Genomic DNA, 13695 nt, shown 5'->3' with positions numbered 1-13695 from the left:
TTATTCGCCCGCAGCGCCCGAGGCGTCAGCCGAACTGCGCTTGCGTTTGGTGCCGCTGCGACGACGCTTCTTAGGGCCGGCGCCTTCGCCATCGCCTTTGCTGCCGAGCTCACGAATCATGTCGCGGCGCCCGCTGTCATTGGCGTCCTGGTAATCGGTCCACCATTCGCCCAGGCCGTCGGTCTGCTCGCCGGCACTTTCGCGCAGCAGCAGGAAGTCGTAGCCGGCGCGGAAGCGTGGGTTGTCCAGCAACAGGTCAGCGCGTTTGCCGCTGCGGCGTGGCAGACGCTCCTGCATGTCCCAGATCTCGCGGATCGGCATGGTGAAGCGTTTCGGGATGGCGATGCGCTGGCACTGCTCGGCGATCAACTCATGGGCGGCTTCCTGCATGGCCGGGATCGGCGGCATGCCACGTTCCTGCAAGCGCAGTACGCGTTTGGGCAAGGCTGGCCACAACAGCGCTGCAAACAGGAACGCCGGGGTGACCGGCTTGTTCTGCTTGATGCGCAGGTCGGTGTTGATCAGCGCTTCGCTGATCAGGGTGTGGGTGTACGTCGGGTTGTATTCCAAAGCCTCGGCGCTGGCCGGGAACAGCGGGTCGAACAACTGCAGGTCCACCAGCATTTCAAAGGTGTCGGCGGCATAACCCGAGAGGAATAGTTTGAGCACTTCTTCGAACAGGCGCGCCGAGGGGATCTCTCGCAGCATCGGGGCCAGTTCGCGAATCGGCGCGGCGGTATGGCGCTCGATGCCGAAGTTCAGCTTGGCAGCAAAACGCACGGCCCGCAGCATGCGTACCGGGTCTTCCTGGTAGCGCTGGACGGGGTCACCGATCAGGCGGATCAGGTTGTTGCGAATGTCGTGTACGCCATTGGCGTAATCGAGGATGCGCTCGCTGACCGGGTCGTAATACAGGGCGTTGATGGTGAAGTCGCGGCGTTGCGCGTCTTCTTCCAGGGTGCCGTAAACGTTGTCGCGCAGGATGCGCCCGCTTTCGTTGCGGGAGGACTGATTGGTGTCTTCCTCTTCATCGTTTTGCGGATGGCCGGCACGGAACGTCGCGACTTCGATGATTTCGCGACCGAAGTGAATATGCACCAGCTTGAAGCGTCGGCCAATGATCCGCGCATTGCGGAATTCGGCACGCACTTGCTCAGGCGTGGCGCTGGTGGCGACGTCGAAGTCCTTGGGTGTGATATTGAGCAGCATGTCGCGAACGCACCCGCCCACCAGATAAGCCTGGTAGCCGGCGTTCTGCAAACGTTCGACGATGTTCACGGCGTAACGGCTGAATTGAGCGCGTTGCAGCGAATGTTGGCTGCTGTTGAGCACTTCAGGCGTGCTGCGTTTGTGTTGCGTACGACGCAAGGGAGAACGGAATGACTGGAACAACTTCTTCAGCATGGGATGCACTGTTTGAAGGAATGTTCGGCCATAACGAAGAATGACCGCATGATGGGCGGGGATTCTAGCATTTAGTCAGGGGATGGTGTAGGAACAAGCTGCAGGCATTGCGCCGTAAGCGTTGAAAGGTCAAATCGCAGAAACTACAAGGGGAGCCGAAGCTCCCCCAGAAGTAGTTGCGTGCTCTATTTTTATTATTGGTTTCGGGCTTCTTGTTTTTGTTGATCGCCCTCGCCATGAAGTTTCACCTTCATGACACTCCCAATCGGGAGTCAAGAGCAAACGGATTGCTTTGGTCGCTGTGTTGCTGATCTACGATCCAACCAGTTCAGGCTCTGCCTTAGGGCAGTTTTTGTTGTTCTCGGCCTGGTTGCGGGGCAAGCCCCAAATGCAACGCCTCTCCAAAAGAATCAGTTAGCTGCGCCTCCGCCGTGTTGTTTTTGTTATGCGTGAGTCGATTCGTCTTATTTTTATTGTCTTGTACAAAGCTTGTTATTGTTTTTGTACTAAGCATATAGCAGGGTTCGTGCCAACTTTTGCGCCGCCCAGTAAAAACGGGGGGTTGAGGTGGTTTCGGGTTTTTGACGGACCAAAAAAAGCCGGGGCTTCGTTACCGTAAGCCCCGGCTTTTGTTACGCGAAATATCCGCGGTAACAGTTTTTTCACCTCTGTGGGTGTTACCTGTGGGGGCGCCCCCTCAACTCTCGCTGGCGACTCCGGTCTTGCGTCGAGGAATGCCCAGGCGCTGGCGGCGTTCCCACAGGCATTTACGGCTCACGCCCAGTTTGCGTGCCAGCTCGGTCTCGGTCATATGGTCCTGATGTTCAAGGACAAAATGCTGGAAGTAATCCTCCAGTGACAGATCCTCAGTCGGCTCATGGCTGGTATTGCTACCGCCCTGTGACGGCGCCAGGCCGATGAAATCATCGTCCTCCAGGTCACTCAGCTCGATATCGATGCCCAGCAGCTCGGCGGAAATTTCCGGGCTTTCGGACAGGATCACCGCACGTTCAACCGCGTTTTCCAGCTCGCGCACGTTACCAGGCCACGAATAATGCCGAATCGCCTGCTCAGCGTCCGGCGCAAACTTCAGGTCGGTACGGTTGATGCGTGCGCTCTGGCGCAGCAGGAAGGCGTGGGCGATCTCGTTGACGTCGGCGCCACGTTCACGCAGGGCCGGCAGCTTGAGGGCGATCACGTGCAGGCGGTAATACAAGTCTTCACGGAACTGGCCGATCTTGGCCAGGCTCTTGAGGTCGCGGTGGGTCGCCGCGATCAGGCGCACATCGACCTTTTGCGATTGCACCGAGCCTACCCGGCGGATTTCACCTTCCTGAAGCACGCGCAGCAACCGCGCTTGTGCTTCCAGCGGCAGTTCGCCGATCTCATCGAGGAACAGCGTGCCGCCGTCCGCTGCTTCCACCAGGCCCGCACGCCCGGCGCTTGCACCGGTAAACGCGCCTTTCTCGTGGCCGAACAGTTCGGACTCGATCAGGGATTCGGGGATCGCCGCACAGTTCACCGAGATCATCGGCGCCTTGGCACGCTTGGACAGATTGTGCAGCGCGCGGGCCACCAGCTCTTTACCGGTGCCCGACTCGCCCTGGATCAAGACATTTGAGTCAGTCGGCGCGACTTTGCGGATCTTGCCGTACAGGTCCTGCATCGGTGGGCAGGAGCCGATGATGCCGATCTCGCCGTTGCTGTTGTCGACGCCTGGTTTGTCGGCGGCTTTTCCCGCCGGACGTTGCTCGGCGGGCGCACTGCTGGCCGACTGGCGGTCCCGCAGGATGCGGGCCACGGCCTGAAGCATCTCGTCATGGTCGAAAGGCTTGGCGATGTAGTCCACCGCGCCCATCTTCATGGAGTCCACTGCCGAGCGCAGGCTGGCGTAGCTGGTCATGATCAGCACCGGGGTGCCCTGGCCAAGCTTGATCAACTCGGTGCCAGGCGCGCCAGGCAGACGCAGGTCACTGACAATCAGGTCGAACGTGGGAATGCTGAAACGCTCCTGGGCTTCCTGCACCGAGCCGGCTTCGCTGACTTGGTACTGATTACGTTCAAGCAGGCGACGCAAGGCAGAGCGGATAATGGTTTCGTCTTCGACGATCAAAATGTGCGGCATTGATTCAATTCTCTCGACGGTCTCAGTTCACAGCGGACGTCGCTTCGACATGACGCGGCAAGGTCACCCGAATACGGGTGCCGCGTTGGCTTTCGGTGTCAGCCGGGCTGTCGATGGTGATTTGTCCATAATGCTCTTCAACGATGGAATAGACCAGTGCAAGGCCCAGACCGGTACCTTCACCTGGGTCCTTGGTGGTGAAGAAGGGTTCGAACAATCGGTCCATGATGTTCTGTGGAATACCGCTACCTTCATCTTCGACGATCAGATCGACCGTATGTTCGAAAGCCTCGGTCTTGACGCGTACCGCGCCGCCGGCCGGGGTGGCGTCACGGGCGTTGGACAACAGGTTGATCAGCACTTGTGCCAGGCGCTGTGAGTCGCCATCGACCCAATGGTCGGGGTCGCACAAGTTGAAAAACTGTACTTCGAAATTGCGCCGGTTCAAGGCCAGCAGCCCAATGGCATCCTGCGCCACTTCGGCCAGGCAGACGGCTTCGTCCTGGTTCTGGTGCGCGCCGGCGTGGGCGAAGCTCATCAACGACTGCACGATGCGTGAAACACGCTTGGTCTGTTCGAGGATCTGCCCGCTGATCTCGGTGATTTCGCCATCTTCTTCGCGCTCTTCCCGCAGGTTCTGCGCCAGGCAAGCGATACCGGTGATCGGATTGCCGATTTCATGGGCCACACCCGCCGCCAGTCGGCCGATGCTCGCCAGGCGCTCGGAGTGCACCAGCTTGTCTTCGAGCATCTGGGTGTCGGTCAGGTCTTCCACCAGCAACACCAAGCCGCTGTTACCGGGCGCCAAAGGCTCGTCGATAGCGGCTTTGTGCAGGTTGAGCCAACGGGTCTGGCCGTCGAGCGCCAGGTGCTGTTTGTGCAAGTGTTCGTCGGGCAGGTTGATGAAGCCTTGCAGCAACTCTTTCCAGGGATCGCCCAAGGTATTGAGGCGCGAACCGACCACGCGCTGCGCGGCAATGCCGGTGAGCTCTTCCATGGCCTTGTTCCACATCAGGATCTCTTGGTCCTTGGCCAGGGAGCACACGCCCATCGGCAATTCCTGCAGGGTCTGGCGGTGGTAGCGGCGCAAGGCATCGAGTTCGGCGGCGAGACCGGTAAGGCGTGAGTGGTAATCCTCCAGCCGGCTTTCGATGAAATGGATGTCTTCGGTCACGTAGTTTTCGCCGCCGGCCTTGTAAGGCAGGAAGGTTTCCACCATGTCCTGGGACACGCTCGGTCCCATCAGCCCGGACAGGTTGGCTTCAATGCGGTCACGCAGACGGCGCAGCGCGTACGGGCGCCGTTCATCGAACGGCAGATAGAGATCGCGCAGCGCCTGCTCGACTTCCTTCTGCGCCGCTTTTGCGCCCAGTGGCTTGGCCAGTTGCGTGGCGAATTCCTGGGGGGAAGCCGCATGCAATTCGCGTCGCTGTGGGCGGCGTACGTTATCCACCGCGCAGGCCTCGGCGGCGCTGGTTTCTTCCGGACTGGCGTTGGTGAACAGCGAGATCAGGGTGAACATCAAGACGTTGGCGGCCAGGGAAGCAATCGCGGCCATGTGCCAACTGGTGTCATCCAGCACGTAGATCATGTTCAGCAATGGGATGTAGAAGCCTTGCAGGTTGCCGACCAGCGGTAACAGCATGGTCACGACCCACACCAGGATCCCCGCCAGCAACCCGGCGATGAAACCGCGGCGATTGGCGGTCGGCCAATACAGCACCGACAGCACGCCCGGCAGGAACTGCAAGGTCGCGACAAACGCGACGATGCCGAGGTTGGCCAGGTCTTGGCCTGCGCCCAGCAATAGGTAGAACCCGTAGCCGGCCATGATGATTGCGACGATCAGCGCGCGGCGTGTCCATTTCAGCCAGCGGTAGATATTGCCTTCGGCCGGCGGCTGATACAGCGGCAGCACCAGATGATTGAGCGCCATGCCGGAAAGTGCCAGGGTTGTGACGATGATCAGTCCGCTGGCCGCTGACAAGCCACCGACATAAGCCAGCAGCGCCAAGGCCGGGCTGTTGGCGGCGATGCCGATGCCGAGGGTGAAGTATTCAGGGTTGGTGGTGGCGCCCAGTTTCAAGCCAGCCCACAGGATCAGCGGCACCGCCAGGCTCATCAACAGCAGGAATAACGGCAAGCCCCAACTGGCGCTGACCAGCGAGCGCGGGTTGAGGTTTTCGGTGAAGGTCATGTGGTACATGTGCGGCATCACGATGGCCGAGGCGAAGAACACCAGCAGCAGCGTGCGCCATGGGCCTTCCTGCAATGGGGTGTGCAGGGCGGCGAGGGCGGTCTGGTTTTGCAGCAGCCACAGTTCCAACTGCTGCGGGCCATCGAACACGCCGTAAAGCGCATAAAGGCCGACACCGCCAATGGCGATCAGCTTGATCACCGACTCAAAGGCAATCGCAAACACCAGGCCTTCATGTTTTTCACGGGTGGCGATATGGCGCGAGCCGAAGAAAATCGTGAACAGCGTGATCAGCGCACAGAAGGCCAGGGCGACGCGGTGTTGCACCGGCTCACGGGTCAGGATGCTGATGGAGTCGGCCACCGCCTGGATTTGCAGGGCCAGCAATGGCAATACGCCGATCAGCATGAAAATGGTGGTCAGCGCGCCGGCCCAGGTACTGCGAAAGCGGAAGGCAAACAGGTCGGCGAGGGATGACAGCTGGTAAGTACGGGTGATCTTCAGGATCGGGTACAGCAGCACCGGTGCCAGCAAAAAGGCGCCGGACACGCCTAGGTAACTGGACAAAAAGCCATAGCCGTACTGATAGGCCAGGCCCACAGTGCCATAGAACGCCCAGGCACTGGCGTATACGCCGAGGGACAGGGTGTAGGTCAACGGATGGCGAATGATCGCCCGCGGAATCATTCCGCGCTCACTGATCCAGGCCACCCCGAACAGCGCGGCCAGGTAGGCGGCGCTGATCAGCAGCATCTGGGTGAGGCTAAAGCTCATCGGCATCTTTTTGGCTCTGCAGGATGAAAGTCACGACGATCAGGATCAGCCACAGCAGATAAGGGCGGTACCAGGCGCCCGTGGCGTCGATCCACCAATCCATGATGGCGGGGGAGAACAGGTAGATCCCGACGACCAGCAGCAGGACCAATCGATAGATGTACATGTTGGCCTCTGTGTAAAAACGTGCGGCGATGGTAACGGATGCCGGGCAAGCTGCAAGCGCCTTCAGCTCAATTGCGCTTCGGCCAGCGTGAGTGTGCGCGGGATCCGGCTGGCATCCCAGTGCGCAATGCCCCAATCCAGCAGCTCCCGTGGGCTGGCGTGCAACAGCTCAGCGCCGGGTTGCTGGCCGAGGGCGCGCAGTGCTCTCAATAGCAAAGGCGTCGCCTGGTCGGGTGTCAGTGGCGGGGAGCGGTAGGATTTGCCCAACTTGTTGCCGTCCGGCTGAATAATCAGCGGCACATGCAGGTAGCGTGGTTGGCGCAGGCCCAGTAGTTCTTGCAGGTAAAGCTGGCGTGGCGTGGAGTCGAGCAGGTCGGCACCGCGCACGATGTCGGTCACACCTTGCCAGGCATCGTCGAGCACCACAGCCAATTGATAGGCATAAAGGCCGTCGCGGCGACGGATGACGAAGTCGCCTACATCGCGGCCCAGGTGCTGTCGGAATTCGCCTTGGACGCGGTCGGTAAAGTGGTACTCAAGTTCGGGAACGCGCAGACGGATGGCGGCGTCTTGCTGGGCGTGACCTACATTACGGCACAGGCCGGGGTAGATGCCGTTGTAAGGCTCCAGTTGTTTGCGTGAGCAGGTGCAGGCGTAGGCCAGGCCGTGGTTGAACAGGCCGTTCAGCACGTTGGCGTAGGCATCGTGCCGCTCGCTTTGTCGGACCAGTTCGCCGTCCCATTCAAAGCCATAGCTTTCCAGTGCGTGCAGGATTGCCGCCTGGGCACCGGGCTCTTCGCGGGGCGGGTCAAGGTCTTCCATGCGCATCAGCCAGCGGCCTTGGTTGGCGCGGGCGTCGAGGTAGGAGGCGAGGGCGGCGACCAGAGAACCGAAATGCAAATGGCCGCTGGGCGTGGGGGCGAAGCGCCCGATATAGGTAGAGGCTGTCATGGGCCGGATACTACTGGAAATTCGGTAAACGCCAGCAACAAAAATGGGGCGTTCGCACGCCCCATTCGTTCAGTTCGGCTGGGTTACTTGCCGACCTGTTTTTCCTTGATTTCGGCCAAGGTCTTGCAGTCTACACAGAGGTCCGCGGTTGGGCGGGCTTCCAGGCGACGAATACCGATCTCGACACCGCAGGATTCGCACCAGCCGTATTCTTCGTCCTTGATCAGCTGCAGGGTCTTGTCGATCTTCTTGATCAACTTGCGCTCGCGATCACGGGCGCGTAGTTCAAGGGCGAACTCTTCTTCCTGGCTGGCACGATCGGCCGGATCAGGGAAGTTGGCTGCTTCGTCCTTCATATGGTCAACCGTGCGGTCGACCTCCTGCATCAAGTCCTGTTTCCACTTGTTCAGGATTTTGGTGAAGTGGTCGCGCATGGGCTCGCCCATGTACTCCTCACCTTTCTTTTCTACGTAAGGTTCGAAGCCGTTGAGGCCTTGAGTCTGCTGTTGCTTTGCTTGGGTGGACATGAATAGACCGCCTCTCACTCTTCTAATCCATTGCGCAGGATTGCAACGTCACCGACACCTGCCGGCCCTGCGGCTGCAAGCGGGCGAACTTACCAGATAGATTCGGGGTGCGCCACTCCCGGTTGTCGAGGCCCACGGCAATGGGGTTGCAAACTACGACAGCCCGCCGTTGCTGGGTATGTATTGCCTCAGCTTTAGATTTTAGTCGTTTTGCAGGCACTTGCCCGAACGCCACATGCCGCCGGGCAGGCAATAGAACATGTTTTACGGCGCGGGTTCGGTAGAATCCAGATTTTGTCCTCACCGTTAAGGAAGGCTAATGGCTCAGCCCTACAGTGCGCGCAGTCGCGCCATCGAACCTTTTCATGTCATGGCATTGCTGGCGCGGGCCAATGAGCTGCAAGCCGCTGGTCATGACGTGATCCACCTGGAAATCGGCGAGCCGGATTTCACCACCGCCGAGCCGATCATCAAGGCCGGCCAGGCGGCTTTGGCCAACGGCAAGACGCGTTATACCGCCGCCCGCGGCTTGCCGGAACTGCGCGAGGCCATCAGCGGTTTCTACCAGCAGCGCTACGGGCTGAACGTGGACCCCGCGCGTATCCTGATCACCCCCGGCGGTTCCGGCGCTTTGCTGCTGGCCAGCAGCCTGCTGGTGGATCCGGGCAAGCACTGGTTGCTCGCAGACCCCGGTTACCCGTGCAATCGTCATTTCCTGCGGTTGGTGGAGGGCGCGGCCCAACTGGTGCCAGTCGGCCCCGAAGTGCGCTACCAGTTGACCGCCGACCTGGTGGCCAAGCACTGGAATCAAGACAGTGTCGGCGCGCTCGTGGCGTCCCCGGCCAACCCGACCGGGACGATCCTCACGCGTGACGAATTGGCCGGGCTTTCCGCCGCCATCAAGGCGCGCAACGGCCACTTGGTCGTGGACGAGATTTACCATGGCCTCACCTACGGCACGGACGCGGCCAGCGTGCTGGAAGTCGACGACGAAGCATTTGTCCTGAATAGTTTTTCCAAGTATTTCGGCATGACCGGCTGGCGCCTGGGTTGGCTGGTGGCGCCCCCGGCCGCAGTGGGGGAACTGGAGAAACTGGCGCAAAACCTTTACATCAGTGCGCCAAGCATGGCCCAGCACGCGGCGTTAGCGTGTTTCACCCCGCAAACCCTGAGCATTCTTGAAGAACGCCGCGCTGAATTCGGCCGTCGTCGTGACTTCCTGCTGCCTGCCTTGCGCGAGTTGGGGTTTGGCATCGCCGTCGAGCCGGAAGGGGCGTTCTATTTGTATGCCGATATCAGCGCGTTTGGCGGTGATGCCTTCGCATTCTGTCGTCACTTCCTCGAAACCGAGCATGTGGCCTTTACCCCAGGCCTGGATTTTGGCCGCTTTAAAGCCGGTCATCATGTGCGCTTTGCCTACACGCAAAACCTCGACCGCCTGCAGGAGGCGGTGGAGCGAATCGCCCGTGGCTTACGGAGCTGGCAAGGCTGATGCGCTTTCATCCTCCTCTTGAAGAAGCCCGGCTGATTCGTCGCTACAAGCGCTTTCTCACCGATATCGAAACCGTCACCGGCGAGTTGCTGACCATTCATTGCCCCAACACCGGCTCGATGCTTAATTGCATGGTCGAAGGTGGGCAGGTCTGGTTCAGTCGCTCCAATGACCCCAAGCGCAAGCTCCCCGGCACGTGGGAGATTGCCGAAACGCCCCAGGGCCGACTTGCGTGCGTCAATACGGCACGCGCGAATCAGTTGGTCGAGGAGGCGTTGCGTGCGGGTGTAATCACCGAGCTCAATGGCTTTACCGCTTTGAAGCGCGAAGTGCCTTACGGTCAGGAGAAAAGCCGCATCGACTTTCGCCTGGACTATCCCGACGGTGCGGCCTACGTCGAAGTCAAAAGTGTAACCCTGGGTTTTGACGGTACCTCGATCGCCGCCTTCCCCGATGCAGTGACTCAGCGAGGCGCCAAGCATTTACGCGAGCTGGCCCATCTGGCGCGTGACGGTGTGCGTGCGGTGCAGTTGTATTGCGTCAATCTCTCGGGGATTGATGCCGTGCGCCCGGCGGTGGAGATTGATGCGGCCTATGCTGCGGCGCTGCGCGAAGCCGAAGCGGCAGGCGTGGAAGTGCTGGCCTATGGTGTGCGAGTGACCTGCGAAGAGATCTACGTGGACCGGCGATTGGACGTACTGCTCGACTAGAGTTCCACCCACAACCCCTGGGCGTCTTCGCGGCCGGGCAGGGCAGTAAGGCTTTGCCCGGCACACGGGCCGGCGATGCACTCGCCGCTCTCGATCAGGAACAGCGCGCCGTGGGTGGCACACTGGATCAGGCTGGCGCTGTCGTCGAGAAACCGGTTGGGCTGCCATTCCAGTGGGACGCCGCGATGGGGGCAACGGTTGATATAGAAGTAGGCAACACCGTCCCGGCGCACGGCCAACAATTTGCAACCATCGATTTCAAAGCCCAGGCTGCTGTCTGGCGCGAGGGTATCGGAGGAGCAGAGAAACTTCATTTCAATCCTTAAGTGCCTTGACGTTCAAATGCAAACAATTATCAAATGCCGGCTTCGCCCGTTAGCTGACCGGGCGCTCAATACGATGCGGGGCAGGGCATATCTGTCACATTGATGAGCGTTTGAGCGGCCCCGCCCTAGGAAGGAAACCCTGTTATGCGCCTGAGTGCCAGCGCTATTGCGCTTGTTGTCGGACTGCTGCTCAACCCTGGGGCTCAAGCCTCTGAACTGCCACAACGCTGGGTAAGTGCCGGCGGGGCGTTGTCTGAGTGGGTGACGGCCTTGGGCGGCGAGTCGAAGTTGGTGGGGGTGGATACCACCAGCCAGCATCCAGACGCCCTCAAGGCGTTACCGAGTATTGGCTACCAGCGGCAGCTGTCGGCTGAAGGCATCTTGAGCTTGCGCCCGCAAGTGCTGGTAGGCACCGAAGAAATGGGCCCGCCGCCGGTGCTGGCGCAGATTCGCAGTGCGGGTGTGCAGGTGGAGATGTTCTCGGCGCAGCCTGACTTGCCGACGTTGAAGGGCAACCTTCAGCACTTGGGCAAGTTGCTGGGCACTGATGCCAAGGCCAACGAATTGTTTACCGGATATGAGCAGGCACTGGATCAGCAGAAACGCTGGGTTGCCAACGCTCAGTCCACCCAAAAGGCCCCCGGCGTATTGCTGTTGCTGGGGCATGCGGGCGGTAAACCACTGATTGCGGGCAAAGACACGGCGGCTGACTGGATGTTGCAGCAGGCGGGCGGGCGCAATTTGGCGACGCATACTGGCTACAAGCCGTTTTCGGTGGAGTCGTTGGCGGGGTTGAGCCCGGATGTGTTGGTGTTTGCTGATCGTGCTTTGAACGGGGATGCGGCGCGTGCTGCGCTGTTCAAAGAGAATCCGATCCTGGCTTCCACGCCGGCGGCCAAGAACGGGCGAGTGTTTGAGGTCGATCCCACGCTGCTGGTTGGCGGGCTTGGGCCGCGTATGCCACAAAGCCTGGCGGATCTGTCTGCCGGGTTTTATCCGTCCCAGACTAAGCCTGCCCCATGACCACGCTGGTCAAGCCGAAGACGCTGTTTGTTGGGCTGGCGCTGTTGTGTGTCTTGGCGATCTGGCTGTCGCTGGCGCTGGGCCCCGTCAGCTTGCCACTGCTGGACACACTTAAGGCCGCGTTGCGTTTGATGGGGCTGCCGATCGAGGCCCAGGGGTTGGAGCAGGCTGAGCTGATCCTGGGGCAGATCCGTTTGCCGCGCACGTTGCTGGGCTTAGCCGTCGGCGGTGTACTCGCCTTGTCGGGTGTGGCAATGCAGGGGTTGTTCCGCAATCCGCTGGCTGATCCAGGTTTGGTCGGGGTCTCCAGCGGCGCTGCGCTGGGGGCGGCGGTGGCGATTGTTGGTGGTTCGTTTTTCGGCGGTTTGCCGGATGCGTTCGGGCCCTATCTGCTGTCGTTCTGTGCATTCCTGGGTGGGCTGGGTGTAACTGCACTGGTCTATCGACTGGGGCGGCGTAACGGCCAGACCAACGTCGCGACCATGCTGCTCGCCGGCATTGCCCTCACAGCCCTCGCCAGTTCGGCGGTGGGTCTGTTTACCTACCTGGCCGACGACGCCACCCTACGCACCCTGACATTTTGGAACCTGGGCAGCCTCAATGGCGCCAGCTATTCGCGGTTATGGCCGTTGTTACTGGTGAGCGCGGGGGTGGCAATGTGGTTGCCGCGCCGAGCCAAGGCGTTGAATGCCTTGCTGCTGGGTGAGTCGGAGGCCAATCATCTCGGCATCGATGTGGAAGGGCTTAAGCGCGAGTTGGTTTTCTGCACGGCGCTGGGTGTAGGGGCTGCGGTGGCTGCCGCGGGCATGATCGGTTTTGTGGGGCTGGTGGTGCCGCATCTGGTGCGTTTGCTGGCGGGGCCGGACCATCGTGTGCTGTTACCAGCGTCGGTCCTCGCGGGTGCGAGCCTGTTGTTGTTTGCCGATCTGGTCGCGCGGCTTGCCTTGGCGCCGGCTGAGCTGCCGATCGGAATCGTCACTGCGTTCATCGGTGCGCCGTTTTTTCTTTACCTGTTATTGCGGGGGCGTGCCTGATGCTGCGTGTTGAAGACCTGCAGATCCGTCGCGGTCACAAAACTGTATTGGCAGATGTCACCCTCGACCTGTTGCCGGGTGAAGTGCTCGGGGTGCTGGGCCCCAACGGTGCGGGCAAGAGTACGTTGCTCGGTGGATTGTGCGGTGAGCTGCACCCCGACCAAGGCAAGGTGTGGTTGGATCAACGCCCGTTGAACGAGTGGAGTGGTGCGCAGCGGGCACAACGCCTGGCGGTATTGCCGCAAAGCTCGACGCTGGACTTTGCTTTCCGTGTCGAAGAGGTTGTCGGCATGGGCCGCTTGCCGCACCAGACAGGGCGAGTGCGCGATGACGAGATCATCGAGGCCGCCTTGCAGGCGGCAGATGTCGGCCACTTGAGCGGCCGCAGCTACCTGGCACTGTCCGGTGGCGAGCGTCAGCGGGTGCATCTGGCGCGGGTGCTGGCGCAGTTATGGCCGGGCGAGGCAGGGCAGACGTTGCTGTTGGATGAGCCGACGTCGATGCTGGACCCTTTGCATCAACACACCACTTTGCAGGCCATTCGCACCTTTGCCGACCGTGGGGCGGCGGTGCTGGTGATCCTTCATGACCTGAACCTGGCGGCGCGTTACTGCGATCGGATTCTGCTGCTGGAGGCGGGGCGGCCACACGCGTTGGATACGCCGGCGCAAGTGATGCAACCTGAACCGTTAAAGGCTGTATTTGGTCTGGATGTGCTCGTGCAGCCCCATCCGGAGCGTGGGCATCCACTGATCATTGCGCGTTGATTGTCCGTAGGCCGCTTTTTATAGATAAAAAAAGACCCGGCAAGAGCCGGGTCAAATAACCGTGATTAGCCTGATGAGGAGATAATCTGAGAGTCCGAACCAAGGGCCTTTCAGTTATCGGCTGATCTCGCGACCAGTTGTGATAATCATAACGATTCTCATTTGAGAGTCAACATTTGTTTTTGCATGTGCGCTGCGTT

General features: G+C 60.5%; 12 protein-coding genes. 5 read left to right on the top strand and 7 right to left on the bottom strand.

The window, feature by feature from the left end; genetic code table 11:
- From PF1751_RS23660 to dksA, 6 genes are all read right to left on the bottom strand, one after another.
- Window positions 1-1404: a polynucleotide adenylyltransferase PcnB gene (locus PF1751_RS23660; protein WP_010206578.1), complete on the bottom strand. Its 1404-nt coding sequence runs from the start codon at window positions 1402-1404 to the stop codon at window positions 1-3.
- Between the two features lie 697 nt (window positions 1405-2101).
- On the bottom strand, window positions 2102-3529 hold the full coding sequence (locus PF1751_RS23655; protein ID WP_021492886.1) for a sigma-54-dependent transcriptional regulator: 1428 nt from the start codon (window positions 3527-3529) through the stop codon (window positions 2102-2104).
- A 22-nt stretch (window positions 3530-3551) separates the two neighbouring features.
- The gene (locus PF1751_RS23650; RefSeq protein ID WP_021492885.1) at window positions 3552-6506 is read right to left on the bottom strand and encodes a sensor histidine kinase; all 2955 of its coding nucleotides are present in this window, start codon (window positions 6504-6506) and stop codon (window positions 3552-3554) included.
- Window positions 6490-6666 carry a hypothetical protein gene (locus tag PF1751_RS29010; protein ID WP_003176118.1) on the bottom strand — a complete coding sequence of 59 codons (177 nt, stop codon included), beginning with the start codon at window positions 6664-6666 and terminating at the stop codon, window positions 6490-6492. The genes PF1751_RS23650 and PF1751_RS29010 overlap by 17 nt, the downstream gene beginning before the upstream one ends.
- 62 nt (window positions 6667-6728) lie before the next feature.
- Window positions 6729-7616, bottom strand: a complete 888-nt coding sequence (gene gluQRS / locus PF1751_RS23640; RefSeq protein WP_010206571.1) for a tRNA glutamyl-Q(34) synthetase GluQRS — start codon at window positions 7614-7616, stop codon at window positions 6729-6731.
- An 83-nt stretch (window positions 7617-7699) separates the two neighbouring features.
- On the bottom strand, window positions 7700-8143 hold the full coding sequence (dksA, locus tag PF1751_RS23635; RefSeq protein ID WP_010206570.1) for an RNA polymerase-binding protein DksA: 444 nt from the start codon (window positions 8141-8143) through the stop codon (window positions 7700-7702).
- 319 nt (window positions 8144-8462) lie between these two features.
- Between dksA and PF1751_RS23630 the strand changes: the two genes are divergently transcribed.
- Window positions 8463-9635, top strand: a complete 1173-nt coding sequence (locus PF1751_RS23630) for a pyridoxal phosphate-dependent aminotransferase (RefSeq protein ID WP_010206569.1) — start codon at window positions 8463-8465, stop codon at window positions 9633-9635.
- Entirely contained in the window at window positions 9635-10345 is a 711-nt protein-coding gene (sfsA, locus tag PF1751_RS23625; protein ID WP_010206568.1) for a DNA/RNA nuclease SfsA, read from the top strand. Before PF1751_RS23630 ends, sfsA begins: the two co-directional genes overlap by 1 nt.
- Here sfsA and PF1751_RS23620 read toward each other — a convergent pair.
- Window positions 10342-10659 carry a Rieske (2Fe-2S) protein gene (locus PF1751_RS23620; protein ID WP_010206567.1) on the bottom strand — a complete coding sequence of 106 codons (318 nt, stop codon included), beginning with the start codon at window positions 10657-10659 and terminating at the stop codon, window positions 10342-10344. The two genes, sfsA and PF1751_RS23620, sit on opposite strands and share 4 nt — an antisense overlap.
- A gap of 156 nt (window positions 10660-10815) precedes the next feature.
- Here PF1751_RS23620 and PF1751_RS23615 point away from each other — a divergent pair, with 156 nt between their 5' ends.
- From PF1751_RS23615 to PF1751_RS23605, 3 genes are read left to right on the top strand one after another with little or no spacing between them, the layout of a single operon-like run.
- Entirely contained in the window at window positions 10816-11694 is an 879-nt protein-coding gene (locus PF1751_RS23615; RefSeq protein ID WP_021492882.1) for a heme/hemin ABC transporter substrate-binding protein, read from the top strand.
- Entirely contained in the window at window positions 11691-12728 is a 1038-nt protein-coding gene (locus tag PF1751_RS23610; protein WP_010206565.1) for a FecCD family ABC transporter permease, read from the top strand. Before PF1751_RS23615 ends, PF1751_RS23610 begins: the two co-directional genes overlap by 4 nt.
- On the top strand, window positions 12728-13495 hold the full coding sequence (locus tag PF1751_RS23605; protein ID WP_010206564.1) for a heme ABC transporter ATP-binding protein: 768 nt from the start codon (window positions 12728-12730) through the stop codon (window positions 13493-13495). The genes PF1751_RS23610 and PF1751_RS23605 overlap by 1 nt, the downstream gene beginning before the upstream one ends.
- Window positions 13496-13695 lie beyond the last annotated feature (200 nt).

The sequence above is a fragment of the Pseudomonas simiae genome (assembly GCF_000934565.1).
Taxonomy (GTDB): Bacteria; Pseudomonadota; Gammaproteobacteria; order Pseudomonadales; family Pseudomonadaceae; genus Aquipseudomonas; species Aquipseudomonas simiae.
Note: the sequence above shows the minus strand (reverse complement) of the source record. Positions and strands in the feature narration are given on the sequence as shown.

Coding starts and splice junctions, on each gene's coding strand:
- dksA (WP_010206570.1), bottom strand. CDS start 8,143: ATGTCCACCCAAGCAAAGCAACAGCAGACTCAAGGCCTCAACGGCTTC.
- sfsA (WP_010206568.1), top strand. CDS start 9,635: ATGCGCTTTCATCCTCCTCTTGAAGAAGCCCGGCTGATTCGTCGCTAC.
- PF1751_RS23615 (WP_021492882.1), top strand. CDS start 10,816: ATGCGCCTGAGTGCCAGCGCTATTGCGCTTGTTGTCGGACTGCTGCTC.
- PF1751_RS23630 (WP_010206569.1), top strand. CDS start 8,463: ATGGCTCAGCCCTACAGTGCGCGCAGTCGCGCCATCGAACCTTTTCAT.
- gluQRS (WP_010206571.1), bottom strand. CDS start 7,616: ATGACAGCCTCTACCTATATCGGGCGCTTCGCCCCCACGCCCAGCGGC.
- PF1751_RS23650 (WP_021492885.1), bottom strand. CDS start 6,506: ATGCCGATGAGCTTTAGCCTCACCCAGATGCTGCTGATCAGCGCCGCC.
- PF1751_RS23605 (WP_010206564.1), top strand. CDS start 12,728: ATGCTGCGTGTTGAAGACCTGCAGATCCGTCGCGGTCACAAAACTGTA.
- PF1751_RS29010 (WP_003176118.1), bottom strand. CDS start 6,666: ATGTACATCTATCGATTGGTCCTGCTGCTGGTCGTCGGGATCTACCTG.
- PF1751_RS23610 (WP_010206565.1), top strand. CDS start 11,691: ATGACCACGCTGGTCAAGCCGAAGACGCTGTTTGTTGGGCTGGCGCTG.
- PF1751_RS23660 (WP_010206578.1), bottom strand. CDS start 1,404: ATGCTGAAGAAGTTGTTCCAGTCATTCCGTTCTCCCTTGCGTCGTACG.
- PF1751_RS23655 (WP_021492886.1), bottom strand. CDS start 3,529: ATGCCGCACATTTTGATCGTCGAAGACGAAACCATTATCCGCTCTGCC.
- PF1751_RS23620 (WP_010206567.1), bottom strand. CDS start 10,659: ATGAAGTTTCTCTGCTCCTCCGATACCCTCGCGCCAGACAGCAGCCTG.